The following is a 23729-nucleotide window of genomic DNA, read 5'->3' on the forward strand; positions in this document are numbered from 1 at the left end:
CCCTGACCTGACCTTCGAGAGGGCTTTCACGTGCGCCGTGCCACCGATATGTGGCCTTTCACACCCACCATCCGCTATGCCCGCACCCTGACCGAGGCGCTCCGCACCGAGACGCTGGGCGGCATCGTCATGCTGGCCGCCACGGTCGCCGCGCTGGTGTGGGCCAACGTCTCCCTCGACTCCTACACCGGCCTGGTCAAGACCGAGATCGCCGGCATGGAGATCTACAAGTGGGCCCAGCACGGCCTGCTGACGATCTTCTTCTTCGTCGCCGGGCTGGAGGTCAAGGAGGAGTTCGTCCACGGCGAGCTGGCCAGCCCGCGCAAGGCCGCGCTGCCCGTGCTCGCCGCCGTGGCCGGCATGGTCGTCCCCGCCGTGATCTACCTGCTGGTGAGCTGGGGTGCTCCCGGTGCGGGGCGGGGCTGGGCCATCCCCACAGCCACCGACATCGCCTTCGCGCTCGCCGTGCTCGCCGTCACGGCCAGCGCCATGCCCGCCGCGCTGCGCGCGTTCCTGCTGACCTGCGCCGTGGTGGACGACCTCGGCGCGATCACCATCATCGCGGCCTTCTACACCGACCATCTCGACCTGCCCATGCTGCTGGCCGGAGCGGCGCTGATCGGCGTGTACGGCGTCCTGCAGCGGCGCGGCGTACGCACGCCCTGGATCCACCTGCCGCTGGCCGTGGCCGCCTGGTACGCCGTCGAGCAGAGCGGCGTGCACGCGACCGTCGCCGGGGTCGCGCTCGGCCTGCTGACCCGGGTGCACGCCCGCGACAGCGAGGAGCGCTCCCCCGCCGAGGCCGCCGACCACTACATCCGGCCGATCTCGGCGGGCCTGGCCGTGCCGGTGTTCGCGTTCGTGTCGGCAGGGGTGAAGCTCGACGCCGAGAGCCTCGGCGCTATGTTCTCCGATCGGGTAGTTCTGGGAGTGATTGCGGGGCTCGTGGTGGGCAAGTTCCTGGGGGTGTTCGGCGGTGCCTGGCTGGCAGTGCGGCTGGGGCTGGCGAGGCTGTCGCAGGAGCTGCGCTGGCGGGACATGGCGGCGGTGTCGTTGCTTGCCGGGATCGGGTTCACGGTGTCGCTGCTGATCGGCGATCTGGCCTATGGTGCCGATCAGGAACGGGCAACCGCCGTGACCACCGGGATCCTCGCGGCCAGCGTCATCGCCTCCGTCCTGGCAGCGGTGCTGCTGCACACCCGGGTGCGCGAGCGCCGCAGCGCACTGGATGATGATTGACACGGCCACCAGGCCTCGATAGGAGACGTTCATGCCGCAGACTCCCGAGGAAGAATCCCTGGGCTCGCTGGTCGCCCAGGCGAGCAACCACATCTCGACCCTGGTCCGATCCGAGATCGAGCTGGCCAAGGCCGAGTTCCGGTTCGACGCCAAGCGGGTGGGCATGGCGGGCGGGCTGTTCGCGGCCGCCGCGTTCATGGCACACCTGTGCCTGATCCTCGCCTCGTTCACGATCGCCTACGTGCTGGAGCAGTGGCTGCCCAAGTGGGCGGCGTTCCTCATCGTGACCGTGTTCTACCTGCTCGTGGCGGGGCTGCTGGTGTTCATCGGGGTGCGCAGGCTCAAGGGCCTGGCCGGCATGAAGCGGACCGCCAGATCGCTCAAGGGACTGAAGGAGATCGCCTCACCGGAGGAGCTGCCGGCGGGGAGCCGAGATGGCACCTGACGAGGCGGTCGTCCGGATCGAGGGGCCGTGGAAGCACCGGGCGGTCCACGCGGGCGGCACCAGGTTCCACGTCGTGGAGGCCGGTGACGGGCCGCTGGTGCTGCTTCTGCACGGGTTCCCGCAGTTCTGGTGGACGTGGCGGCACCAGTTGGCGTCGCTGCCCGCCGCGGGTTACCGCGCCGTCGCGGTCGACCTGCGCGGCTACGGCGGCAGCGACAAGCCGCCGCGCGGCTACGACCTGCCGACGCTGGCCGCCGACGCGACCGGGCTGATCCGGGCGCTGGGCGAGACCGGCGCGATCGTCGTCGGCCACGACTGGGGCGGGCTGCTGGCCTGGACGATGGCGGTGCTCGACCCGAAGTGCGTGCGCCGGCTCGTCACGGTGTCGGCGCCGCATCCGCTGCGGCTGCGCAACTCGCTGCTCACCGACCCGTTCGGCCAGCTCAGGTCGAGCCGGGTGCTCGGCTTCCAGCTTCCGCTGCTGCCCGAGCGCAGGCTGACCCGCAAGAAGGCGGCGCTGGTCGGCAGCCTCCTCGACGGCTGGTCGGGGCCGAACTGGCCCGACGCCGACGTCTCGCGGACCTACCGCGAGGCGTTCCGGATCCCGGCCGTGGCCCACTGCGCGCTGGAGTATCACCGCTGGTTCGGCCGCTCGCAGCTGCGGCCCGACGGCCTGCGTTACGCGCGTGCCATGCGGACCGAGATCGAGGCCCCCACCCTGCAGTTGCACGGCGCGCTCGACCGGTGCATCCTGCCGCGGACGGCGCAGGGGTCGAGCCGTTACGTGGCGGCCCCGTACCGGTGGCGGCTGCTCGAAGGGGCGGGCCACTTCCCCCACGAGGAGATTCCCGACGTGTTCGACACGGAGTTGCTCGGCTGGCTGGCCGATCCGGAGCCCGACCGATGAGAGACCGCGACCCCGAGGGCCGGCCGCGCAACGCCAGGCCGCGCGACGAGTACGGCAGGCCGCTCCCCTACGGCTCGCCCGGCGTGGCCCGGGTGCCCGACGACTACGCGCCGAGCACGGAGCAGGCGCTGGCCGACGGCCGCCGGTTCCTGGCCGAGGGGCTGCCGTTCAACGCGCACGAGGTGTTCGAGGGGCGCTGGAAGTGCGCGCCTGAGGAGGAGCGCGAGCTGTGGCAGGGGCTGGCGCAGATCTGCGTGGGCCTGACCCATCTGCAGCGGGGCAACGGCCGGGGTGCGCTGACGCTGTTCGCCCGGGGCGCGGCGCGCGTGCAGGGCTTCGGCGAGCCGTACGACGCGGTGGGCCGGGCGGCGTCGGGCCTGGGCCACGACAGCGACCCGGCGGCGGCCGTCAGCCTGATCCTGGAGTCGTTGCCGGGCCGGTGAGCGCCGCACGCCCGGCCAGCAGGGCGAGCGTGGCGAGGGGCCGGCGGGGAGCAGGGATCAGTCGCAGCTCTGGGTGTTGGCCGGCGAGGTGTCGGTGCGGCCCTGGTCGGCGTCGGGCTTGACCTCGGCGGCGGTCAGCGCGTAGCCGGTCTCCTCCTGGCTGATCGCGGCCGCGAAGATCACGCCGAAGACCCGGCCGTCGGCCGTGAGCAGCGGCCCGCCGGAGTTGCCCGGCAGCACCTTGCCCCGCACCGCGTAGACCGACCGGGTGACGTTGGAGGAGCGGTAGATGTCGGGCCCCTCGGCGTCGAGCTGGTTGCGGATGCGGGCCGCCTCGGCGGTGAAGCCCTTGCCCTTGGGATAGCCGGCGATGATGGCGTTGTCGCCCTTCTCGGCGGTGCCGTCGAAGGCGAGCTGCGGCAGGTTGAGCCCCGGCACGTACAGGACCGCGATGTCGCGGCTCGGGTTGTAGCGCACCACGGTCGCCTTGTGCCGCCGCGACCGGTGGTCGATCACCTGGAGGTCGCGCGTGACGCCGGCGACCACGTGCGCGTTGGTCATGATCCGGTCGCGGGCGTAGACGAAGCCGGTGCCCTCGATGTGCTTGTTGCAGCTCTCGGCGTTGCCCTGCACCTTGACGATGGCCCGCTGGGCGCGTGCCAGGCGCTCGCCCTGCAGCACGCTCTGCGCGGGCGGCGGCACGTCCACGAACGAGCCCGCCCCGATGGCGTCGAAGACCGGCGGGAACTCCGAACGGTCGATGAGCTTCTTGAACGGCTGCTGCCAGTTGCGCGCCGACTGCGGGATGGCGTCGTCGATGGTGGTGAGCAGCAGCGACTGCCTCACCTGGTCGACCAGCGGCGTGAAGGAGGTGGAGACGACCAGCGACCCGATCAGCCAGGCGATGACCAGCACCGACAGCGCGCTGGCGAACGTGCCGCCGACCGCGTCGGCGACCCTGGCGGGCTCCCAGGTGACGTGGCTGCGCACCACGGCCCCGATGGTCGAGGAGGCGAACTGCCCGATCGTCGCGGCGAGGAAGACGATCACGATGGCGAGCAGCGCCTGCGGGGTGTCGCCGTCGACGATCGCCTTGGAGATCGGCGGCGCGATGAACACCCCGAGCAGCGCCCCGCCCACGAACCCGACGAAGCTGGTGACGCCTATGATGAAGCCCTGCCGGTAGCCCGAGACGCCGAAGGCGATCACGAGGCCAATCAATATGAGGTCAAGCAGATCGCCGCGCACCCTTCAAAGCTAACCAGGGATACGGTCAAGTGTGCACGTCTTCCGCCAGGACGGCGTCACCCTGCGGGTTACCTTGATCCCTATGCCGCCGGTCAGAGATCTCATCGACGCAGCTCTCGACGACCCCGACCCCGACGGGCAGGTGCGCTGGCAGGTGATCTCCGCCCTGCGGGAGCGGGGCGACCTGGAGTGCTTCATCGAGGCGCGGCGGCTGTGCGCGGCCGACTCCGTCACCGAGCGGCTGCTGGGCGTCGACATCCTCGGCATGCTCGCCGCGTACGTGGACCGCACGCTGCCCGTGCTGCGCTTCCTGGCGGCGGGCGAGGACGACGTCATGGTGCTCTACTCGGTGCTGATCGCGTTCGGCCACCTGGCGGACCCGCGCTCGCTGCCGTCGGTGATCGACCTGGCCGGGCACCACGACCCGCGCGTCAGGTACGGCGCGGCCTACGCGCTCCAGCACGTGCTGGGCGACCCGCCGGACCGGACCGGGCTCGACACGCTGCGCCGGCTGACCGCCGACAGCGACGCCGACGTGGCGGGCTGGGCCGCGCTCGGCTTCGCCCTAACCACGGGCCGTGAGGTTTAGCACCTCCGGCGGGATGTCCTCCACGCGCGTCGCGTCCCACGGCCGCTCCAGGCCGCCCACGCGCAGCACCGAGTCGAGCACCACCGCGGTGAACCCCCACACGAGCATCCCGCGCACCCGGAACGCCGGGCCGGCGATCCCCTGCGAGAGCCGCATCGTGAGCCGGTTGCCCGGGTCGACCAACTCGGCGACGGGCACCCGCTCGACGGAGTCGACCTCGTCGGGCGAGGCGGCGTGCACCGCCGACGGGGTGTGCCACCAGCCGAGCACCGGGGTCACCCGGTTGTCGCTGTGGGACAGGTAGAGCTCGGGCATCGTGCACAGCACGCGCACGCCGCGCGGGTCGAGCCCGGTCTCCTCCTCGGCCTCGCGCAGGGCCGCGCCGACCGGGCCGCCGTCGCCGGGGTCGACGCCGCCGCCGGGGAAGGCCGGCTGGCCCGCGTGCCTGCGCCCGCGCATGCTGCGCTGGATGAGCAGCACGTCGGGGCCGAGCGGGCCCTCGCCGAACAGCATCAGCACCGCCGCCTCACGCCCGCCCGCGCCCGGCGGGCGCATCCGCTCGGGCACAGGGGTGCGTGCGGCCTTGGCCGCGAGGCGGTCCAGCCATTCGGGGACGTGGGTCACGCAACCTCCAACACACCGAGCCTCCGGGGACTTCCCGGTCAGGAGAACGGGCCGGGCCGGACGAGCTTCTGGGCCTCCTCGGCGCTGGTGGGGCCGGTGCCGTAGGAGGGGCAGAGCGCGGCGAGCGGGCAGACGCCGCAGGCCGGGCGGCGGGCGATGCAGATGCGGCGGCCGTGCCAGATGATCCGGTGGGAGAAGACCGTCCACTCCCGCTTGGGGATCAGCTCGCCCACGACGTGCTCGATCTTGACCGGGTCGGTCTCCTCGGTCCAGCCGAACCGCCTGACCAGCCGCTGGAAGTGGGTGTCGACGGTGAGCCCCGGCACCCCGAACGGCTCGCCGGTCTCGGGGTCGACGGCGTTGCCGAGCACCACGTTGGCCGTCTTGCGGCCCACACCGGGCAGCGTGACGAGGTCGTCGAGCTTCTTCGGCACCTTGCCGCCGAACCTGTCGCGCAGCCCGGCCGAGAGCCCGAGCAGCGAACGCGCCTTCGCCCGGTAGAAGCCGGTCGGCTTGATGATCGCCTCCAGGTCCTCCGGGTCGGCCGCCGCCAGGTCGTCGGCCGTCGGGTACTTGGCGAACAGCGCGGGCGTCGTCAGGTTGACCCGCACGTCGGTGGTCTGCGCCGACAGCACGGTGGCGACCAGGAGCTGGAAGGGGTTGTCGAAGTCGAGCTCGCAGTGGGCGTCGGGGTAGGTCTCGGCGAGGATCCGGTTCATCCGGCGGGCCCTGCGCACCAGGCCCAGTCGTGTCTCGGGCCTGCGTCTGCGGGCACCCGCCACATTCGTCGCCATGCCGGAAAGGGTATGTCTCCGCGGCACCGCCGCGTGCCGGTACGCCCAGGACGGGCTCGGGAGAGCTGACGATGGTGATAGATCCCCTCTTTTGGGGATAAGCCCGCGTCTGTGCCTGAATGCAGCCGAAGGTCAGGCGCACGAAAGGGTACGAGTAACCTATGTGTGCCGCATGCAGTGGGGTGAGTCACAATGGCAGCAGAGGAGGACGCGTGAACACGGAAGAAGTGCTGGGCAAAGCCCCTCTGTTCGCCGCGCTCGACCGCGAGAGCGCAGCGGCGTTGCGGACGAGCATCACCGAGGTGCAGCTGTCCAAGGGGCAGACGCTCTTCCACGAGAACGAGACGGGCGACCGGCTCTATGTCGTCCTCGACGGCAAGATCAAGCTGTCCCGCACCTCCCCCGACGGGCGCGAGAACCTGCTGAGCGTGCTCGGCCCGAGCGAGATGTTCGGCGAGCTGTCGCTGTTCGACCCGCGCCCGCGCACCGCCACCGCGACCGCGCTGACCGACGTCCGGCTGGCCGGGCTCGGCCACGACGACCTGCGGCCCTGGCTGACCGGCCGCCCCGAGGTGGCGCTCCACCTGCTGCGCGCGCTCGCCCAGCGGCTGCGGCGCACCAACGACGTGCTGGCCGACCTGGTCTTCACCGACGTGCCCGGCCGGGTGGCCAAGCAGCTCCTCGACCTGGCCGAGCGGTTCGGCACCAAGACCGACGACGGCCTGCGCGTCCACCACGACCTCACGCAGGAGGAGCTGGCCCAGCTCGTCGGCGCCTCACGTGAGACGGTCAACAAGGCGCTGGCCGACTTCGCGCAGCGCGGCTGGCTGCGCATCGAGGCCAAGGCCGTGGTGATCCTCGACATGGACCGGCTCTACAACCGCTCCAGATAGTCGAGCTGGGCCCGCACCGACAGCTCGGCGGCGGGCCACAGCGACCGGTCGACGTTCGCGTACACGATCTTCACGATCTCCCTCGGCGTGCGCGCGCCCTGCTCCCGCGCCTGCCTGATCTGGTCCAGGCGCTCGCGCCGGTGCGCGATGTAGCCGTCGAGCGCGCCGATCGGGTCGGGCAGCACCGGCCCGTGGCCCGGCAGCAGCGCCCGCGCCTCCAGGCTCTCCGCCACCGCCCTGAGCCGGTCGAGGCTGCGCAGGTAGTCGGCCAGCCCGCCGTCGCCCGCGATGATCGTGGTGCCCCGGCCCAGCACGGTGTCGCCGGTCAGCATCGCCCGGTCGGCCGGCAGCCAGAAGCACAGCGAGTCGAACGAGTGCCCCGGCGTCCCGTACACGTGGATCTCCAGCCCGGCCACGGTCACCACGTCGCCGTCGGCCAGGCCCTCCTCGCCCAGCCTGTGGCGGGGGTCGAGGGCGCGTACGGGAGCCCTGACGAGCTCGGCGAAGCGCCGGGCGCCGCCGCTGTGGTCGAAATGGCCGTGGGTGAGCAGGATCTCCCGTACCCGGCGCCCGCCCAGGTGGTCGCGGACGCGCAGCAGGTGGCCCTCGTCGCCGGGGCCCGGGTCGACGACCACGACCTCGTCCTGGCCGCCGATGACCCACGTGTTGGTGCCGTCGAGCGTCATCGCCGACGGGTTGGGCGCGAGCAGGTTCTCGGCGTGGTCCGTACGGGATCCGTCGGGGCCGCCGATCGGGATGTGCAGGCCGCTCATCCGGTCACCAGCCGCCACTCGCCGTCGACCTCCACGACCTTCGGCATGATCGTGACGATCTCCCGCTTCTCGGCCAGCACCGACTCCACGCCGTCGTGCCCGGCCAGCTCGGCGAGCGTCTGGCGGGTGGGCGGCATCAGGAAGATCTCTCCCCGGTCGGCCAGCGCGACCGCGTCGGCGGGGCGCTGCCAGACCACCTGGTCCGCCTCGCCGCCTACGTCGCGGGTGCGCTGGCCCTCCGGGAGCACGGCGACGAAGAAGCGCGTGTCGAAGCGCCGGGTCTCGACCTCCGGCGTGATCCAGTGCGCCCACGGCTTGAGCAGGTCGGAGCGGAGCACCAGACCGCGCCGGTCGAGGAAGTCGGCGAAGGACAGGCTGCGGTCGATGAGCGCCAGCCGGTCGGCCTCCCACCCGTCGCCGGTCGTGTCGGCGACCACCGCATCGGGCCCGGCGCCCGCGAGCAGCACGCCCGACTCCTCGAACGTCTCCCGCACGGCGGCGCACACCAGCCCCCTGGCCACCGCCTCGCCGGCTCCGAAGATCCGCCCCCACTCGGCGGGCGACGGCCCGGCCCAGGCCACGGCCTGGTCGGTGTCGCGCGGATCGACGGAGCCGCCGGGGAAGACGTACGCCCCGGCGGCGAAGGCCATCGTGGCCTTGCGGCGCAGCAGGTAGGCCTGGACGCCGTCGGGCCGGCCCGGGCGCAGGATCGCCACCGTGGCGGCGTCCCGCGCCGGGGCCGGGTCGACCTGCCCGGCGATGATGCCCCGTGCCCGCTCGGCGAGCTCGTCGGGGAGCCGAAGTCCAGCCACATGACCTCCTTCTAGAACATCACTCGGTCATGGTGACATATCGGACCTTCAGGACACCTCCGCGATCAGCTCCACTTCCACCGGAGCGTCGAGGGGCAGCGCGGCCACGCCGACGGCGCTGCGCGCGTGCTTGCCGGCCTCGCCGAAGATCTCGGCCAGCAGCTCGCTCGCGCCGTTGGCCACCTGCGGCTGCTGGGTGAAGTCGGGCGCGCTGGCCACGAAGACCACGGCCTTGACGATCCGCTTCACCCGCGACAGCTCGCCGACCTCGGCCTTGAGCGCGGCGACGGCGTTGAGCGCGCAGATGCGGGCCTGCTCGCGGCCCTCGTCGACGCCCAGGTCGGCGCCCAGCTTGCCGGTCTGGTGCAGCTTGCCCTCGACCATCGGGACCTGGCCCGAGGTGTAGACGAGCTGACCGGTGCGCACGGTCGGCACGTAGGCCGCCAGCGGGGCCACGACCTCGGGGAGCGTCAGGCCCAGCTCCTCGATCTTCTGCTCGGGACTCATGCCTTCTCCCTCTTGAAGTACGCGACCAGCTGCTCGGGCGTCGCGCCCTGCACGATCTGGACCAGCTCCCAGCCGTCGGCGCCGAAGTTGTCGAGGATCATCTTGGTGTTGTGTATCAGCACCGGGGCGGTGAGGTACTCCCATTTCTTCATGGGGCTCAGCGTAGTGTGAGCAATCTCAAACGGTGGTCGCGGGCTTTCGACAAGTGACCGTTCGGTAGCCTCGAAGTCGTGGACTCTCCGGACACGGACTGGGACGGCGTGCGACTGCACGTCGTCACCGGCAAGGGCGGCACGGGCAAGACGACGGTCGCCGCGGCCCTCGCCCTCGCCCTCGCCGCAGGCGGCCGCAAGGTGCTGCTCGTGGAGGTGGAGGGCCGCCAGGGCATCGCGCAGATCTTCGACCTGCCGCCGCTGCCGTACGAGGAGCGCCGGATCGCCGTGGCGCCCTCGGGCGGTGACGTGTTCGCGCTGGCCATCGACCCCGAAGACGCCATGCTCGAATACATGGAGATGTTCTACGGGATGCGCCGGGCGGGTCGCGCGCTGACCAAGATGGGTCTCGTCGACTTCGCCACCACCGTGGCCCCCGGCTTCCGGGACGTGCTGGTCACCGGCAAGACCACCGAGGCCGTGCGCCGGCGCGGGCGCGACGGCAAGCGGGTCTACGACGCCGTGGTGCTCGACGCGCCGCCCACGGGCCGCATCACGCGGTTCCTGAACGTCACCCAGGAGGTCGCCGGGCTGGCCAAGGTGGGCCCGATCAAGAGCCACTCCGACCTCGTCCACGGCGTCGTGAAAAGTCCGGAAACGGCAGTGCATTTCGTGACGCTGCTGGAAGAGATGCCCGTCCAGGAAACACTCGACGGAATCGCCGAACTCGCCGGCGCGGGACTGCCCACCGGTGGCATCTTCATCAACATGGTGCGCGAATCCCTCCTCCCGCAGGCCGCCCTTGACAGGGCTGTCAAGGGCGGATTCGACGCCGGAGAGCTCACGCTCGGCCTCAAGGCCGCCGGGCTCGCCGACGGGGCCGACGCCGGCGCCCTGGCCGAGGCGCTCGCCGAAGAGGTCGTCGAGCACGCCCGCCGCACCGACCTCGAACGCGCCGAACGCGAATCGCTGGCCGCCTCCACGCTGCCGCGCTACGAGCTGCCGCTGCTCACCGACGGGGTGGACCTGGCAGGGCTGTACGAGCTGGCCGAGAGCATCCGCAAGCAGGGAGCAGCGTGAAGAAGCCCGCCACCCTCGACATCGACGCCATCCTCGACGACCGGGGCACCCGGATCATCGTCTGCTGCGGCTCGGGCGGCGTCGGCAAGACCACCACGGCCGCCGCGCTGGGCCTGCGCGCCGCCGAACGCGGCAGGTGCGCCGTCGTGCTCACCGTCGACCCGGCCCGCCGCCTGGCCCAGTCGATGGGCCTCACCGAGCTCGACAACACCCCGCGCCTGGTCACCGAGAGCGAGGACGGCGGCCAGCTCTACGCGATGATGCTCGACATGAAGCGCACGTTCGACGAGATCATCGAGGCGCACGCCGATCCCGAACGGGCCCGCCAGATCCTGTCGAACCCCTTCTACCAGTCGCTGTCGTCCAGCTTCTCCGGCACCCAGGAGTACATGGCGATGGAGAAGCTGGGCCAGCTCCGCCGCTCCGACGAGTGGGACCTGATCATCGTCGACACGCCGCCGTCACGCTCGGCGCTCGACTTCCTCGACGCGCCGGAACGGCTCGGCCGCTTCCTCGACGGCAGGTTCATCAAGCTGCTCACCGCACCCGCCAAGGCCGGCGGGCGCAGCGCGTTCAAGCTGCTCAACGCCGGGTTCGGGATCGTCGCCGGAGCCATGACCAAGCTGCTGGGCGCGCAGGTGATCAAGGACCTGCAGACGTTCGTGTCGGCCCTGGACGCGGTGTTCGGCGGCTTCAGGCAGCGCGCCGACCAGACGTACAAGCTGCTCCAGGCTCCCGGCACCGCCTTCATCGTGGTCGCCGCGCCGGAGCGCGACGCGATGCGCGAGGCTTCCTACTTCGTCGAGCGGCTGGCCGAGGAGCGGATGCCGCTCGCCGGCCTGGTCGTCAACCGGGTCCACGAATCGCCGGCGGCGACGCTCTCGGGGGTGAGAAGCGCCGCCGCGGCCGAAGACCTGGAATCGCGGGGCGAGCACGAGCTGACCGCGGCCGTGTTGCGGCTACACACGGGCCGGATGCAGCTCGCCGCTCGCGAGCACCGGGAGCAGGACCACTTCGTCAGCGCCCATCCCACGGTGCCCATCGCCAAGGTGGCGGCCATGACCGAGGACGTGCACGACCTGGATGGCCTGCGACGCGTCGGAGAGCTCCTGGCGAACGGCTGAGAGCACGGCCGGGGTCGGCCGCGCTCTCGGGCCGGCTCAGCCGGCGATCAGCTCGTTGGTCCGCTCGTACTCTTCTTTGGCCGACTCGAGCAGCTCGCGCCACGAGTCGACGTCCGGTCGCCGCCGAAGCAGCGCTCGCCGCTCCCGCTCGGTCATACCGCCCCACACCCCGAACTCGATGCGGTTGTCGAGCGCATCGGCGAGGCATTCGGTACGGACAGGGCATCCTCGGCAGATGAGCTTCGCCCTGTTCTGGGCGGCTCCCTGGACGAACAGAGCGTCAGGATCCGCACCTTTACAGGCGGCACGGGAGGTCCAATCCGTGATCCACATTTTCGACCCCACTCCCCTTAGGTGGTCAGTCGTCAGTTGGGGCCGACGGGCGCGGGCGCCGAGCCTCCGTATTCAGTTGCCGCAGGGAGAACGTACGCAAGAAGACCTTCGGGCCGACAGACCCCAGAGGACCAAATTCTCGCTGGAGTCTTGACCGGGAATGACTAGTCACCCCCGTCAGTCAAGGCGAAATGCAGGCGTGTTACCGATAAGGTCACCCTTTCGACGTACCCTTGGTACTGTGCAAGCTCAGGGCAAAGATCGTTCCTCGCCGATCCTGAACGTCATCAAGCTGATCGCAGCTGGGTCGGCCGCAGGCGTGCTGGCGGCAGCCGTGGCGCTGCCCGCGGTCGGCGGCGCGGGCGTCTCCGCCAAGAGCGGCATGGAGATGCTCGACCTCAAGCCCGAGGACCTGGCCGAACCGCCGCTGTCCGAGCGCACGGTGCTGCTCGACGCCAACGGCGACCAGATCGCGCAGTTCTACTTCGAGAACCGCCAGTCGGTGACCCTCGACAAGGTCGCGCCCATCATGCAGAAGGCCCTGATCGCGATCGAGGACTTCCGCTTCTACCAGCACGGACCGATCGACATCGAGGGCACCACCCGGGCGCTGATCAAGAACCTTACCACCGGCGGCGTGACGCAGGGCGGTTCTTCGATCACACAGCAGTACGTGAAGCAGGTGCTGGTCAACTCGGCCGAGACGCCCGAGGAGCAGGCGGCGGCCATCGCCCCGACGATCTCCCGCAAACTGGCCGAACTGCGCTACGCGATGGCGATCGAGAAGAAGTACACCAAGGACCAGATCCTCGAGCGCTACCTGAACATCGCCTACTTCGGCGCCGGAGCCCACGGCATCCAGGCAGCCGCCAAGCGCTTCTTCGACAAGCCCGCCTCCAAGCTCACCCTGGCCCAGGCCGCCACGCTCGCCGGCGCCGTCCAGAACCCCGCCAGGACCGACCCCAACGTCGGCCCCAAGTCACGGGCGCTGCTGCTGGAGCGGCGCAACGTGGTGCTCGACCGGATGGCCGAGATCGGCACCATCACCAAGGCCGAGGCCGCCGACGCCAAGGCCAAGAAACTCGGCTGGAAGGACATCCCGTTCCCCGGCGGGTGCGAGGAGAGCGAATACCCGTACTTCTGCCTCTACGTGCAGAACGAGATCCTGCTCAACGCCGACTTCGGCAAGACCGCCAAGGACCGGCTCAAGCTCCTCCAGCGCGGCGGCCTGACCATCAAGACCACGATCGACCCGAAGATGCAGAAGGCGTCCGAAAAGGCGATCAAGAAGTACGTGAGCCCCAAGGACAAGCCCGTCGCCGCCCAGGCGATGATCGTCCCGGGCACCGGCGAGATCAAGGCCATGGCCGCCTCCCGCAAGTACGGCAACAACAAGAAGAAGAACGAGATCAGCTACAACCTCGTCGCCGACATGGCACACGGCGGCGGCCCCGGCTTCCAGCAGGGCTCCACCGCCAAGGCCTACACGCTGGCCACGGCGCTCGAAGAGGGGCTGAAGTTCAACGACGGCTTCCCCTCCCCCGCCGGCTACACCGCCTCCGGCTACAGCGCGTTCAAGAACTGCAAGGGCAAGAACGTCGGCGACCCCAGCCACGAGGTGCGCAACTCCAGCGAGGGCGGCGGCGGCTTCAAGACCCTGCAGACCGGCACCTGGGGCTCGGTCAACACGTTCTTCATGCGGCTGGAGCAGGAAGTCGGCCTCTGCAAGGTGGTCAAGCTGTCCAAGCGCCTCGGGCTCAAGCGGGCCGACGGCGACGACCTGCGCGAGTTCGAGACCTTCACGCTCGGCATCAACGAGGTCGACCCGGTCACCGTGGCCAACTCCTACGCCGTCTTCGGCGCGCGCGGCAAGTACTGCCAGCCGCTCGCCGTCACCGAGGTCAAGGACCGCTACGGCAAGGTCATGCGGTTCAAGCCCAAGTGCTCGCAGGTCATGGACGAGGAGGTGGCCGACGCCGTCAGCGCCGTGCTGGAAGGCGTCTTCACCAAGGGCACCATGACCGGCGTCGGCGGCATCGGCCGTGACGCCGCCGGCAAGACCGGCACCACCGACGGCTACACCGCCGCCTGGTTCGCCGGCTACACCCCGAACCTCGCCTCCGCCGTCAGCCTCGGCGACCCGCGCGGCGCCTTCGCCCACGACCTCGTCGGCGTCACCATCGGCGGTCAGTACTACGGGTACGTCTACGGCGCGTCGATCTCCGGGCCGATCTGGAAGGACTCGATGATGGCCGCGCTCAAGGGCGTCGAAGCGGCCAAGTTCCATCCCGTCGACCAGTCACGCTTCGGCGGCTGCACCGACGAGTGCGCGCCCAAGCCCAAGAAGAAGAAGGACAAGGGCGACGACGGCGACGAAGGCGGTCCCGACGTCGGCGACCCGTCCGACCTGGCCGACTGGTTCGACGACCGGCGCGGCGACGGCAACGGCGACGACCGGGGCCAGAACGGCGACTGGAGCGACAACCCGCTCCTGCCCGCCCGCGACTAGCCCGCGGGCCTCCGGCCCCGCCAGAGGCCCGCCACAGCCCTCAGGACGCCAGCCGCGTCCGCACGGCCGCGGCCACCCGGCCGCCCTCGGCCCGCCCGGCCACCTTCGGGTTGACGACCTTCATGACCTGGCCCATGGCCTGCGGCCCCGACGCGCCGGTCTCGGCCACCGCCTCGTCGACCAGCCTGGCCAGCTCCTCGTCGGAGAGCTGCGCCGGCAGATACTCCTCCAGCACCGCCTGCTCGTCCAGCTCCGCCTGCGCCTGCTCGGCGCGCCCGGCGTTGCCGAAAGCCTCCGCCGCCTCCCGCCGCTTCTTCGCCTCACGGGTCAGCACCTTGACGATCTCCGCGTCGGAGAGCTCCCTGGCCTCGTGGCCGGCGACCTCCTCCACGTTCACCGCGGCCAGTGCCATCCGAATGGTCCGGAGCCGAACCTCGTCCCGGGCCTTCATCGAGGCCGTCAGATCGGCCTTCAGCTTGTCCTTCAATGCGCTCATGCGGTCCATCTTGCCGCGTGCGCGAACGCCCCGTGCCGGATGTCGGGCATCATGAAGAGGTGAGGAAAGCAGTCGCGGTGCCCCTGTCAGTGCTCGGCCTCGGCCTGGCCGGGCTCGGATACGCCTCGGTCGTGGAGCGCAACTCGTTCCGGCTGCGGCGCTTCGACGTGCCGGTGCTCGCCCCCGGCCAGCGGCCGGTGCGCATCCTGCACCTGTCCGACCTCCACCTGACGCCCCGCCGCACCATGCTGATCAACTGGGTGCGCTCCCTCGGCTCGCTGGAGCCCGACCTCGTCGTCAACACCGGCGACTCCATCGCCCACCCCGACGCCGTCCCGTCGCTCCTGCACGCCCTGGAGCCGCTGCTCGCCCGGCCCGGCCTGTTCGTGTACGGCTCCAACGACCTCTACGCCCCCCAGCCGAAGAACCCGGCCCGCTACCTGTGGCGCACCTCCCGCAACGAGCGCCGCCAGCACATCCCCAACCTCCCCTGGGAAGAGCTCGGCGCCGGCATGGCCGCCGAAGGCTGGCTCGACATGAACAACACCACCGCCCGCCTCAAGGTCGGCGACCTCGACGTCGCCGTGGCCGGCATCCACGACTCCCACATCTCCCGCGACCGCTACGACCTCGTCGCCGGCCCCGCCCCCGCGGACGCCGACCTGCGCCTCGGCGTCATGCACTCCCCCGAGCCGCGCAACATGACCGCCTTCGCCGCCGACGGCTACCAGCTCCTGCTCGCCGGCCACACCCACGGCGGCCAGCTCTGCGTCCCCTTCTACGGCGCCCTCGTCACCAACTGCGGCATCGACCGCGCCCGCGTCAAGGGCCTCAGCCGCCACGACTCCGCCTGGCTCCACGTCTCCGCCGGCCTCGGGACCAGCCCGTACGCCCCCGTCCGGTTCGCGTGCTTCCCGGAGGCGTCGCTGCTCACGCTGGTTCCCCGACGGTGACGGTCACAAGCACGCCCGAAGTCGGCTAGACTTTCCCAGGCACGAGCAAGACGGCGTGCACCGGGGTGTAGCGCAGCTTGGCAGCGCGCTTCGTTCGGGACGAAGAGGTCGTGGGTTCAAATCCCGCCACCCCGACAGTATTTCCGCAGGTAGAAGGCCGCTTCCGAAGCTCGGAAGCGGCCTCTTCTGTCTCCTGAGTGACCAACTGCGTGACTTGTGAGCACTAACCACAGGTTCCAGGAAGTGCTCCTCTTCCATGACGACCCCATGGCGCGCCCGCTGACCTATCCGGGCCGCCTTCCCGCCACCTCCGGCGTGCTGGTGGACGACGCATACCTGCCCCTCCAGGCCGTCGACGGGGCTCCAGCCGAGGACTGGCAGGCCGGGGACGAGACGCTGGGGAAGCTCCTGGCGCGGCTGGAGTGCTCGCCCATGGCCGATCGCCATCCGGTGGTGGCGGTGGGGTCGAACGCCTCGCCCAGCCAGATGCGGCGCAAGTTCGTCAGCCACGCGATCCGGCCGGTGATCCCCATGACGCTGGCCGATGTGGCGGGCATCGCGCCTGGTGCTTCAGCGCATGTGAACCGGTGGGGGTACGTGCCGGCTGTGCCGGTGGAGGTGCGGGGGGAGATCTCGCGGCTGTTCGTGCTCTGGCTCGATGAGCGGGAGCTGGCGACGCTGGATGTCACCGAGCCCAACTACTGGCGTCGCCGTATGCCTGCCGAGCGTCACCCCGTCGTTCTGGAGTCGGGTGTACGGCTGCCCCCGTGCTTCGTCTACGTCGGTCGGCACGGCTGCCTGACGGACGGGAACGGGCAGGCCCGACGCCTGGTCGATCAGCCCACGCTGATTCAGGGCCTTCTGGACGACTCTCCGGAGCTGCGCCGTCTGTGCGGAGGCACTCCGGAGGAGTTCGTCTCCCGCGTACGAGACGAGGCGATTCGCGATGAGGTCTACCGGCTCTTTCCCGCAGAACGGCGTGTTCTGTCGCAGCCTGAGCTGGTGGACCTGCCGTCGCTCTAGCGCCGAGAGGTGTGCCGATGATCGCGTGTGAGGGCTTCCCAGACCGTGCGGGCGTTCGCGTACCGGCCTCGGGCTGTGGCCTCGTAGATCTCGCCGTTGTGGCGCAGGATGAGGTACTGGCCGCCTTCACAGCACCACTCGTACTCGCCGCAGCACAAAGTCTCCTGCACCCGCAGTGTGCCGCCGTGCTGCACGTACGGCTCCCACTTCTGCATGCCGGTTCACTCGCCCGTGACGGGCGTCGGGGCGTGAGCCGTACGCCGCAGGCGCAGCACGGTCGGGCCGTAGATGTAGGAGGGATGCTGCGCCAGCCGGTCCAAGCGCACCAGGCGGACCGTGCCCATAGCTCCCGGAGCCAGCAAGCCAAGCGTCCGGCTCAGCAAAGCTGCCGCCCGCTCTGGCTTGCCCGTGATGCCACAAGCGCCCCGGCCGGACTCGTCGCTGGCCGTCCATGCGTAGAAGCCGTCGCTGTTGCCGAACATGCATACATCCCAGCTACAGGCGGTAACAGCTCAACAGAGGACACCGGGAGGCGACCTGAGATGTCCGCCCCCGTGTCCGCTCCTCTCCCCTCGGAGGTGTGACGGATGAACGAGCCTTCTCCTGTCTGGGCCGCCCGCCTGCTCGCGGCCCGCAAGATGCGCGGTTGGTCACAGCGTGACCTGGCGCACGAGCTGGTCCGCGTGTCGGATAAGACGTTGCCCGAGGTGGACAGCCTGATCCGACGCATCAGGGGCCATGAGACCGGCGCGCATCGGCCGGACGCCTTCTACACCCACCTGTACTGCGCTGCCTTCGACGCCACGGAGGACCAGCTCTTCGGTACAACCACCGCGCCGGTTCCTGCTCTGGCGCTGCCCTCGCTGGCACCCGATGCGGATCTGTATGAGCGCATCACGCGTGCCATTGAGCAGCCCAGCCGCGTCGATCTGCCGACAGTGCAATGGCTGGAACACTGCCTGGCCGAGCACCGCCGCGTCGAGGACACTATCGGCAGCCGCCCCTTGCTGCCTCTCGTCCATGCCCAGTTGGCCACCGTCGCCGACCTGGCCCGAGGCGCCCGAGGCCCACTCGCCGACCGCACGGTTGCGGTGCTGGCCCAGTACGCCCAGTTCATCGCCTGGATGTGCCAGGACTCCCGCCAGCACGCCGCCGCCCTGGCCTGGTACGACCGCTCCCACGCCTGGGCCGTCGAAGCCGGAGACGCCTGCCTCGCCTCCACCACCCTGAACATGCGCGCCCACCAGGCATGGAGCCTGGGTGACGCACCTCGATGCGTGCGTCTGGCCGAGGCTTCCCGCTGGCACGATGGCCGAACGACTTATGGCGTGCAGGGAATGGCCGCCCAGATGGCCGGCCGAGGCCACGCCCAACTGGGCGAAGCCAACCAAGCCCGTACCCGACTGGCCGAAGCCGAGCACCTCATCCGCACGGCGGCCGAGCACCCTGAAGATGAACCAGCCTGGATGTACTTCTACGACGAGGGCTGGTTCCTCATGCAACGCGGCATGGCCGAGCTGGAGCTTGACGACGGCCGCCGCGCGGCTGACTATCTCGAACGCGGCCTATCCGCCCTGCCCGATCATTACCGCCGCGACAGAGCCTGGTTCGGAGCCTGCCTCGCACGCGCCCAGGCCGTTCAAGGCGACGCCGAAGCCGCAGTGGCCACAGCTCTGGATGTCGCTCCGGGCGCCGCTGCGCTCAACGCCTACGCCGTGACGGAACTCCACCGCATCGCCCATGACCTGGCCATGGCAGGCGCACCCGGCGCTGAGGCGATCCAAGAGTCCTTGGCGGGCTCGAAGCCGTAGTCAGTGTCCCTACTGTCCCCGCTGTCACTCATCCCTCTCGAAGTTCGGATATCCACAGATCCATCGGGGACAGACCGGGGACAGTACTGTGCGAGCTGTCCCCGGTACCAGTGGAAACGCTGGACCGGCCCCCGGGTGTTTCAGCACTCGCGCGACGGTGAACCCTACGGCTCGTCTCACTAGGGCCTCCCGTTTCGCGACAGCTGGCCCACGTGTCCTGCATACCTTCGCCGGACTGCGAACAAAGGTTCGGATGGCGTTTCGGTTATCCGGTACACAACATTCCATCAGCTACGACGATCATCGATCTCATGTTCGAAGGAGACGAGAAATCTGCCGCAAGCATCCACACACATCACCTTTTATGGCGCTTTGTCACGCTAGAAGATGCGCCAAATATGCGGTTCAATCAGTGTAGCTCTCAGCAATCCGGTCTGCACGAGGCTATACAGACGAACGGATACCAGCAATCAGATATGCGGAGGTAGAGCCGTGGCAACCTATGGCTACGTGGCGTTCCAACTGCGAGCACACCCACGCAACCGTCCTGCCGTTAATCGGTACCTCAGCAACCTAGACGGCCACGACACCGACACGTTCGACTTGCTAAAAAACTTCCTCAAAAAAAATACCGGGCAGCTCTTGACCGACAGCCGCTACGAACTAGCACATCGCGTCGACCGCCGTCGAGAGTTCGGCCGCTCATTCATGATCGCTGGCACTTCTGGGCCTTATGGCTTGCTCGGGAACGCGGTACACCTAGACACGGGCGCAGAGCAAGAAATAGACGAGCGCACAGCCATGATGACATCTATGCGCTCGATGATTTTCCTTCCACGAGATTCCTATGACGCAGTGATTATGTGCGAACGAGTCGGAAGAAGGAGTTTTCGCAATGCCATAGAGAGGCATATATTGAAGGCAATTGGTACGGATATAGGAATTACATTCAAGGTGTCCGCGCATGTCGACACAAGGGCGTGGGCAAAATTCCTCAGAGAAGGCCATGTCAACCAGATTACGTCTATATACAGGTCCACACGCATAGAAGATCTCGGTCCGGTGCGAGGCAGAGCAAAGGATCTTAAGATAGCGGCCGGAGGAATCGTGGCTAGTCGAATAGGCCGGGCTATCCAGTCCTCACTACAGTCCCTTACCCAGAGAGGAGGGCCGGTGGCATTCAATATTGACGAGTATCCCGATTTGCAGCCAAGAAATCCCGGCGAATACGAAAAGGAACGGTCGGAACTGTTAGTCGAGAGCGCAGGAGCGGAACGCACCATCACCATCGAGCAAGGACAGCTTCCGCAGTTCATTCACCCGCTGAACGGCCACGTACCTGACACCACCCTTCGCGACGCCTGGACCGAGCACGCCAAACAGATTTTGTCGGACCAGGGCGTTAGGATGAACCCCTAAGCCGTCGGTCGTTTCGTACGACCTGGTGAGACGCAGGGGTGGCGCAATGCGATTCATACCCGATCTTGGCCGGCTCGGCCTGAGAGACATAGTAGCTGATCATCTTGACACCCTGTATGAGATTGATCACAATGGCGCTCACAAAAAAAGCAAGTCAGACTATCTAGTATTCTTCGGAATTCCTGGAACCATTTTCTTAGTAGCACTCTTGTGTAGCTGGAAGTTCAAGGGCACCGAGGAACTTCTAGCCGGGGTTTCCATCCTGACCGCCCTTCTCTTCGGTTTACTGGTGCAAGTATTCACGCTAGGCCTCAAAGCAACCAACGAGCGGGTTGCCGTACTTCTAGATGAGATGCGATCAAATATCTCGTACGCCTGTGGCGTCGGCCTTCTCTTGTCAACACTGTTGATGATAACTGCCGCCTTCGAGCTAGGAGGCGATGCGGGCGCGCCATCGTATATTTCAGCATCCATCTCAGCGCTATTCTCGCATCTCGTTCTCACACTACTTATGGTCATCAAGCGGGTCCGGACAGCTTACAAGATCATGGCGCCTTAGTTGCTCGCCGTGGAACGCAAGGCGTCTGCAGCTCCGCTTCGTCCCAAGCGACATTGTGAACGTGGCGTGCGTGAGAGCGCCTCAAATCATGCGCAATGCACAACCGAGCGCGGGCCCTGGCACGAGATGCCTGGGACTGCTGACCTATATACCGGTAGGAACGCTGAACCATGCTGGCTCTAGCTGTAGGTCCATCTCAGCCCGCGTGACATACTGCGTGACAATCACCGTGGCTGTTCACGAACGTTGGCGGACAGCACCGCACCGTCAACGCAGGTCACAGGATGAGGATCAACCGTTGGATTGAGTGTTCGAATTGCTTCGGGACGAAGAGGTCGTGGGTTCAAATCCCGCCACCCCGACAGTATTGCCGCAGGTAGAAGGCCGCTTCCGAAGATCGGAAGCGGCCTCTTCTGTCTCCGGCGCGGAGTGCCTCCCCGATGGGCGCGTCGCGGGCAATGGGGCCGTTGGCGATCAGCGTGACGAGGACGGGGAGGGCAGCCAGTCGGCCGCCTTCGCCATGCATTGTGGGGCGGCGCCGCGGCCGGCCTCCTCCGGCCGCACCGACCGCCGTCGCCCCAACTGCGGGGGCGACCACCAGGCCAACTGCGCATTGCACCGGATCGTGCTGTGCCGGATGCGCGGGGATACACGCACCCGAGACCACGTTGCCCGTCGTGCCAAGGATGACCGGTCCGAGAGAGACATCATCCGGCGTCTAAAGTTGTTGCAGAAGTGCGTGTATGAGCAGGTCAGTGCGTTCGGCGGCAGCTGGGCTCATGCCGTGAGGGCGAGGTTGTGCATGTGTGCGACGGCTTGGACCGCATGGTGGAGTCCGGCCCCTTTCTGCCGGCAATCACGCAGGATCTTGTAGTTCTTCATCCGGGCGAAGGTGTGCTCGATGCGGTCGCGGATGCGCCGGTGTTCAGCGTTGTCTTCCTCTTGCCCCCGTAGCAGGGGCCGTCCCGCCCGTCTTCGATGCGGGACGACCAGGCCGGTGTTGACATAGGCGCCGTCGGCCAAGACGGTGACGTCCTCGCACTGGGCCGGCAGGCCGGAATCGCGCCAGGCGTGAGCGTCGGCCTTGTTGCCCGGTGCCGGTCGGTCGGTGGCCACCACCAGCCTGGTGTCGGCGTCGATGATGACCTGCACGTTCGCGGAGAAGCGGTAGTTCTTGCCGCAAGCGGCGAGGGTGCGGTCCCGTACCGGGATCAGGGTTCCGTCCACGATCCACAGCCGTTGCGCGGCTTCGGCGCGGTGTGCTGCCGGCTCCAGGGCGAGCAGCGGGCCCAGACTCTGGATGACCCGGCACACGGTGGCCGGGCAGATCCCGAACAACGGCGCGAGCTGTCGCGTCGTCAGGTTGGTGCGGTAGTAGACGGCCACCAGCAACACCCGCTCCGGCAGTGCAAGGCACCGCGGACGCCCTCTACCGCGGCCTTCACCGGGCCCCTCGCCGCCTCGCTCCCTCACCACGCGCAGCAGCCGCTGGGACCGGCTCATCGCAGCCCGGTGAACGTCTCCACCCACAACGGATCAGCCCGTAACACCCCGCCCACACACGAAGAATGCCTACTCAGCTACTTTCTGCAACAATTTTTGAAGCGCTACATCGCCCGAGAGGTCTGCCGAGTCCTAATGCCGCCGCAACCTGGTAGCCACGGCCGATCGACGGTTGCCGAAATCCGCCGTCGTCGCGGTCGCGCGCCATGGGGTTATGAGCTGACGTTCGGGCCGCTATGCAGGAGGGTCTGCCCGAGAGGGGACAGGGTGTGGAGGACGGCGCCGCCCGTCCGGGTGGTCGAGATGAGTCCGGCGTTGCGCAGTACCGTGGTGTGCTGACTAGCAGAGCCGAGGGAGATGCCGACCCGTTCGGCCACCGACGTGGTGGTGGCTGGGTCGCGCAGCGTGGCCAGCACGGCTGCGCGGGTACGGCCGAGCAGGGGTCCGAGCACGTCACCCGGGTCGGTGGACCGGTCCGTGACGGAGATCGGATAGACCAGCACGGTGGCCGCGTGGGGCCGGTACATCACCATCGGGCGGGGCGCGAAGTAGGACGGGATCAGCAGCAGCCCATGTCCGCACAGGGAGATGTCGTAGTCGCCGTCGATCGGGATGTGCAGGGTCGGCGGGTGCCAGCGGCAGTCGGGATGGAGCGTGGCTAGCAGGGCGTCGACCCCGCCGCGCAGCAGGGTCTCGGCGCGCAGGGTGCGGTCGGCGGCGGCTTCGGTCTGGATCTGCGGCCACAGCGGCTCCACGGATGAGGTGAAGTAGCGATGCAGGTCACTGGCAAGGGTCTGGCGCGCCCCGGAGGTGCCGTCAGCCAGTTCCTGTGCCCACCGCCCGGCCCGCTGGGCGGGCGACAACAAGCCCAGATCGGCCGCTAAATTCGAACTGGGCGTCTGACAGGCCAGCTCGACACCGGTGGCGAAGTCTCCGGCGTCCGGCTGGAGCAGGAACGAGGGCAAGAAACCCTTCGGGGGAGCCAGGGGCGCGAGCACCCCGACCCGCTCCGCCAGGCTTCCCTTCACCTGCTGGTGCATTCGCTGCACCCCGAGCCGCGACCAACTCCTGCCGATCGGCGCGCCACGAAGCAGGCGCACACTCAGCACCGTCTCCCACAGGGTGTTCGGAGCCGGGGCGAACGTGATCTGGCGAAGGTCGGCGTCGGAAAAGTGCATACGCATCATGCCAATGGATTCTCGCGTCGCCGACCCTGTTCAGCCAAGGCCGGCCCACCCTTTTAGTCAGGACTAAAAGGCGTTGCGGTCGGAATTCGGCTGAGGCAGCCTTACTGCCTCGGGCCCATCAATTCCGGTTAACGGCACCTTGCACGGAGGCGTCCACATCACTGTTCGGGAACCGTTTACATGCAGCCATGGATGGCGGTGGGAGAAGCCGTCTACATCACCGGTTTGAGCGATGCTCTCACTCTAAGACGTCATAGTCGATGTATTGACAGCAGGCGACGATGTCAGCTGCAGAATAACCTCGTT

Annotated in this window: 27 protein-coding genes, 1 tRNA gene and 1 pseudogene; 16 read left to right on the forward strand and 13 right to left on the reverse strand. The window is 68.6% G+C overall.

What is annotated here, in order from left to right:
* The first annotated feature begins 48 nt into the window (after positions 1 to 48).
* Genes nhaA through ACWDXC_RS25225 form a run of 4 tightly spaced genes read left to right on the forward strand, consistent with a single transcriptional unit; the run spans position 49 to position 3034 of the window.
* On the forward strand, positions 49 to 1239 hold the full coding sequence (gene nhaA, locus ACWDXC_RS25210; protein ID WP_449985979.1) for a Na+/H+ antiporter NhaA: 1191 nt from the start codon (positions 49 to 51) through the stop codon (positions 1237 to 1239).
* 31 nt (positions 1240 to 1270) lie between these two features.
* Positions 1271 to 1684, forward strand: coding sequence for a phage holin family protein (locus ACWDXC_RS25215; protein ID WP_219499409.1), 414 nt, complete (start codon positions 1271 to 1273; stop codon positions 1682 to 1684).
* Entirely contained in the window at positions 1674 to 2591 is a 918-nt protein-coding gene (locus ACWDXC_RS25220; protein WP_219499407.1) for an alpha/beta fold hydrolase, read from the forward strand. The genes ACWDXC_RS25215 and ACWDXC_RS25220 overlap by 11 nt, the downstream gene beginning before the upstream one ends.
* Positions 2588 to 3034: a DUF309 domain-containing protein gene (locus ACWDXC_RS25225; protein WP_219499406.1), complete on the forward strand. Its 447-nt coding sequence runs from the start codon at positions 2588 to 2590 to the stop codon at positions 3032 to 3034. The genes ACWDXC_RS25220 and ACWDXC_RS25225 overlap by 4 nt, the downstream gene beginning before the upstream one ends.
* A 57-nt stretch (positions 3035 to 3091) precedes the next feature.
* Here the strand turns inward: ACWDXC_RS25225 and ACWDXC_RS25230 are convergent, their stop codons facing one another.
* The gene (locus ACWDXC_RS25230; protein ID WP_219499400.1) at positions 3092 to 4282 is read right to left on the reverse strand and encodes a MarP family serine protease; all 1191 of its coding nucleotides are present in this window, start codon (positions 4280 to 4282) and stop codon (positions 3092 to 3094) included.
* Between the two features lie 82 nt (positions 4283 to 4364).
* Here ACWDXC_RS25230 and ACWDXC_RS25235 point away from each other — a divergent pair, with 82 nt between their 5' ends.
* Positions 4365 to 4871: a HEAT repeat domain-containing protein gene (locus ACWDXC_RS25235; RefSeq protein ID WP_219499397.1), complete on the forward strand. Its 507-nt coding sequence runs from the start codon at positions 4365 to 4367 to the stop codon at positions 4869 to 4871.
* Here ACWDXC_RS25235 and ACWDXC_RS25240 read toward each other — a convergent pair.
* A complete protein-coding gene (locus ACWDXC_RS25240) occupies positions 4848 to 5495 on the reverse strand; it encodes an NUDIX hydrolase (protein WP_449985984.1) in 648 nt (215 codons plus the stop codon). The genes ACWDXC_RS25235 and ACWDXC_RS25240 overlap by 24 nt on opposite strands.
* Positions 5496 to 5533: 38 nt before the next feature.
* Positions 5534 to 6289 (reverse strand): endonuclease III, encoded by a 756-nt coding sequence (nth, locus tag ACWDXC_RS25245; protein WP_375072602.1) that lies wholly within the window; start codon positions 6287 to 6289, stop codon positions 5534 to 5536.
* 161 nt (positions 6290 to 6450) lie between these two features.
* On the opposite strand from nth, the gene ACWDXC_RS25250 reads away from it, so the two are divergent.
* Complete coding sequence (locus ACWDXC_RS25250) at positions 6451 to 7182, forward strand: Crp/Fnr family transcriptional regulator (protein WP_219499392.1); 732 nt, start codon at positions 6451 to 6453, stop codon at positions 7180 to 7182.
* Here the strand turns inward: ACWDXC_RS25250 and ACWDXC_RS25255 are convergent.
* From ACWDXC_RS25255 to ACWDXC_RS25270, 4 genes are read right to left on the reverse strand one after another with little or no spacing between them, the layout of a single operon-like run.
* A complete protein-coding gene (locus tag ACWDXC_RS25255; protein WP_357584761.1) occupies positions 7164 to 7955 on the reverse strand; it encodes an MBL fold metallo-hydrolase in 792 nt (263 codons plus the stop codon). The genes ACWDXC_RS25250 and ACWDXC_RS25255 overlap by 19 nt on opposite strands.
* Entirely contained in the window at positions 7952 to 8767 is an 816-nt protein-coding gene (locus ACWDXC_RS25260; protein ID WP_449985988.1) for an NUDIX hydrolase, read from the reverse strand. Before ACWDXC_RS25260 ends, ACWDXC_RS25255 begins: the two co-directional genes overlap by 4 nt.
* 48 nt (positions 8768 to 8815) lie before the next feature.
* Positions 8816 to 9274, reverse strand: a complete 459-nt coding sequence (locus ACWDXC_RS25265; protein ID WP_219499383.1) for a RidA family protein — start codon at positions 9272 to 9274, stop codon at positions 8816 to 8818.
* Entirely contained in the window at positions 9271 to 9426 is a 156-nt protein-coding gene (locus ACWDXC_RS25270; protein WP_156325316.1) for a DUF4177 domain-containing protein, read from the reverse strand. Before ACWDXC_RS25270 ends, ACWDXC_RS25265 begins: the two co-directional genes overlap by 4 nt.
* Positions 9427 to 9504: 78 nt before the next feature.
* Between ACWDXC_RS25270 and ACWDXC_RS25275 the strand changes: the two genes are divergently transcribed.
* Together ACWDXC_RS25275 and ACWDXC_RS25280 are read left to right on the forward strand one after the other, a co-directional pair.
* Entirely contained in the window at positions 9505 to 10506 is a 1002-nt protein-coding gene (locus ACWDXC_RS25275) for an ArsA-related P-loop ATPase (protein ID WP_364167983.1), read from the forward strand.
* Positions 10503 to 11630: an ArsA family ATPase gene (locus ACWDXC_RS25280; RefSeq protein ID WP_357584767.1), complete on the forward strand. Its 1128-nt coding sequence runs from the start codon at positions 10503 to 10505 to the stop codon at positions 11628 to 11630. The genes ACWDXC_RS25275 and ACWDXC_RS25280 overlap by 4 nt, the downstream gene beginning before the upstream one ends.
* 36 nt (positions 11631 to 11666) lie before the next feature.
* Here ACWDXC_RS25280 and ACWDXC_RS25285 read toward each other — a convergent pair whose 3' ends face one another.
* On the reverse strand, positions 11667 to 11963 hold the full coding sequence (locus ACWDXC_RS25285; RefSeq protein WP_020542548.1) for a WhiB family transcriptional regulator: 297 nt from the start codon (positions 11961 to 11963) through the stop codon (positions 11667 to 11669).
* Between the two features lie 241 nt (positions 11964 to 12204).
* Between ACWDXC_RS25285 and ACWDXC_RS25290 the strand changes: the two genes are divergently transcribed.
* Positions 12205 to 14472, forward strand: a complete 2268-nt coding sequence (locus ACWDXC_RS25290; protein ID WP_449985994.1) for a transglycosylase domain-containing protein — start codon at positions 12205 to 12207, stop codon at positions 14470 to 14472.
* Positions 14473 to 14512: 40 nt separating this feature from the next.
* Here the strand turns inward: ACWDXC_RS25290 and ACWDXC_RS25295 are convergent, their stop codons facing one another.
* Entirely contained in the window at positions 14513 to 14968 is a 456-nt protein-coding gene (locus tag ACWDXC_RS25295) for a GatB/YqeY domain-containing protein (protein WP_449985997.1), read from the reverse strand.
* A 59-nt stretch (positions 14969 to 15027) separates the two neighbouring features.
* Here ACWDXC_RS25295 and ACWDXC_RS25300 point away from each other — a divergent pair, with 59 nt between their 5' ends.
* From ACWDXC_RS25300 to ACWDXC_RS25310, 3 genes are all read left to right on the forward strand, one after another.
* A complete protein-coding gene (locus ACWDXC_RS25300) occupies positions 15028 to 15921 on the forward strand; it encodes a metallophosphoesterase (RefSeq protein ID WP_219499360.1) in 894 nt (297 codons plus the stop codon).
* 61 nt (positions 15922 to 15982) lie between these two features.
* Positions 15983 to 16056: transfer RNA gene (locus ACWDXC_RS25305), tRNA-Pro, on the forward strand.
* 108 nt (positions 16057 to 16164) lie between these two features.
* Positions 16165 to 16944, forward strand: a complete 780-nt coding sequence (locus ACWDXC_RS25310) for a hypothetical protein (protein WP_449986000.1) — start codon at positions 16165 to 16167, stop codon at positions 16942 to 16944.
* Here the strand turns inward: ACWDXC_RS25310 and ACWDXC_RS25315 are convergent.
* Positions 16941 to 17159, reverse strand: a complete 219-nt coding sequence (locus ACWDXC_RS25315; protein WP_449986003.1) for a hypothetical protein — start codon at positions 17157 to 17159, stop codon at positions 16941 to 16943. The two genes, ACWDXC_RS25310 and ACWDXC_RS25315, sit on opposite strands and share 4 nt — an antisense overlap.
* A gap of 6 nt (positions 17160 to 17165) precedes the next feature.
* Positions 17166 to 17426, reverse strand: coding sequence for a hypothetical protein (locus tag ACWDXC_RS25320; protein ID WP_449986005.1), 261 nt, complete (start codon positions 17424 to 17426; stop codon positions 17166 to 17168).
* Positions 17427 to 17531: 105 nt separating this feature from the next.
* Between ACWDXC_RS25320 and ACWDXC_RS25325 the strand changes: the two genes are divergently transcribed.
* The 4 genes from ACWDXC_RS25325 to ACWDXC_RS25340 all read left to right on the forward strand — a co-directional run bounded on the left by ACWDXC_RS25325 (position 17532) and on the right by ACWDXC_RS25340 (position 21607).
* Positions 17532 to 18755, forward strand: a complete 1224-nt coding sequence (locus ACWDXC_RS25325; RefSeq protein ID WP_449986008.1) for an XRE family transcriptional regulator — start codon at positions 17532 to 17534, stop codon at positions 18753 to 18755.
* Between the two features lie 492 nt (positions 18756 to 19247).
* Positions 19248 to 20174 (forward strand): hypothetical protein, encoded by a 927-nt coding sequence (locus tag ACWDXC_RS25330; RefSeq protein ID WP_449986009.1) that lies wholly within the window; start codon positions 19248 to 19250, stop codon positions 20172 to 20174.
* A gap of 46 nt (positions 20175 to 20220) precedes the next feature.
* Positions 20221 to 20733, forward strand: coding sequence for a hypothetical protein (locus ACWDXC_RS25335; protein WP_449986010.1), 513 nt, complete (start codon positions 20221 to 20223; stop codon positions 20731 to 20733).
* A 337-nt stretch (positions 20734 to 21070) separates the two neighbouring features.
* Positions 21071 to 21607, forward strand: a complete 537-nt coding sequence (locus ACWDXC_RS25340) for a transposase (protein ID WP_449986592.1) — start codon at positions 21071 to 21073, stop codon at positions 21605 to 21607.
* On the opposite strand, the pseudogene ACWDXC_RS25345 reads toward ACWDXC_RS25340, so the two are convergent.
* A pseudogene (locus ACWDXC_RS25345) lies at positions 21511 to 22292 on the reverse strand (transposase). The gene ACWDXC_RS25340 and the pseudogene ACWDXC_RS25345 sit on opposite strands and share 97 nt — an antisense overlap.
* Positions 22293 to 22448: 156 nt before the next feature.
* A complete protein-coding gene (locus ACWDXC_RS25350) occupies positions 22449 to 23423 on the reverse strand; it encodes an ArsR/SmtB family transcription factor (RefSeq protein ID WP_449986012.1) in 975 nt (324 codons plus the stop codon).
* Positions 23424 to 23729 lie beyond the last annotated feature (306 nt).

The organism is Nonomuraea sp. NPDC003214, assembly GCF_053590035.1.

Bases quoted from the DNA above. Each gene is read 5' to 3' on its own strand.
- nhaA (WP_449985979.1), top strand. From the start codon at position 49: ATGTGGCCTTTCACACCCACCATCCGCTATGCCCGCACCCTGACCGAG.
- ACWDXC_RS25215 (WP_219499409.1), top strand. From the start codon at position 1,271: ATGCCGCAGACTCCCGAGGAAGAATCCCTGGGCTCGCTGGTCGCCCAG.
- ACWDXC_RS25220 (WP_219499407.1), top strand. From the start codon at position 1,674: ATGGCACCTGACGAGGCGGTCGTCCGGATCGAGGGGCCGTGGAAGCAC.
- ACWDXC_RS25225 (WP_219499406.1), top strand. From the start codon at position 2,588: ATGAGAGACCGCGACCCCGAGGGCCGGCCGCGCAACGCCAGGCCGCGC.
- ACWDXC_RS25235 (WP_219499397.1), top strand. From the start codon at position 4,365: ATGCCGCCGGTCAGAGATCTCATCGACGCAGCTCTCGACGACCCCGAC.
- nth (WP_375072602.1), bottom strand. From the start codon at position 6,289: ATGGCGACGAATGTGGCGGGTGCCCGCAGACGCAGGCCCGAGACACGA.
- ACWDXC_RS25250 (WP_219499392.1), top strand. From the start codon at position 6,451: ATGTGTGCCGCATGCAGTGGGGTGAGTCACAATGGCAGCAGAGGAGGA.
- ACWDXC_RS25255 (WP_357584761.1), bottom strand. From the start codon at position 7,955: ATGAGCGGCCTGCACATCCCGATCGGCGGCCCCGACGGATCCCGTACG.
- ACWDXC_RS25265 (WP_219499383.1), bottom strand. From the start codon at position 9,274: ATGAGTCCCGAGCAGAAGATCGAGGAGCTGGGCCTGACGCTCCCCGAG.
- ACWDXC_RS25270 (WP_156325316.1), bottom strand. From the start codon at position 9,426: ATGAAGAAATGGGAGTACCTCACCGCCCCGGTGCTGATACACAACACC.
- ACWDXC_RS25285 (WP_020542548.1), bottom strand. From the start codon at position 11,963: ATGTGGATCACGGATTGGACCTCCCGTGCCGCCTGTAAAGGTGCGGAT.
- ACWDXC_RS25295 (WP_449985997.1), bottom strand. From the start codon at position 14,968: ATGAGCGCATTGAAGGACAAGCTGAAGGCCGATCTGACGGCCTCGATG.
- ACWDXC_RS25315 (WP_449986003.1), bottom strand. From the start codon at position 17,159: ATGCAGAAGTGGGAGCCGTACGTGCAGCACGGCGGCACACTGCGGGTG.
- ACWDXC_RS25320 (WP_449986005.1), bottom strand. From the start codon at position 17,426: ATGTTCGGCAACAGCGACGGCTTCTACGCATGGACGGCCAGCGACGAG.
- ACWDXC_RS25325 (WP_449986008.1), top strand. From the start codon at position 17,532: ATGAACGAGCCTTCTCCTGTCTGGGCCGCCCGCCTGCTCGCGGCCCGC.
- ACWDXC_RS25335 (WP_449986010.1), top strand. From the start codon at position 20,221: ATGCGATTCATACCCGATCTTGGCCGGCTCGGCCTGAGAGACATAGTA.
- ACWDXC_RS25350 (WP_449986012.1), bottom strand. From the start codon at position 23,423: ATGATGCGTATGCACTTTTCCGACGCCGACCTTCGCCAGATCACGTTC.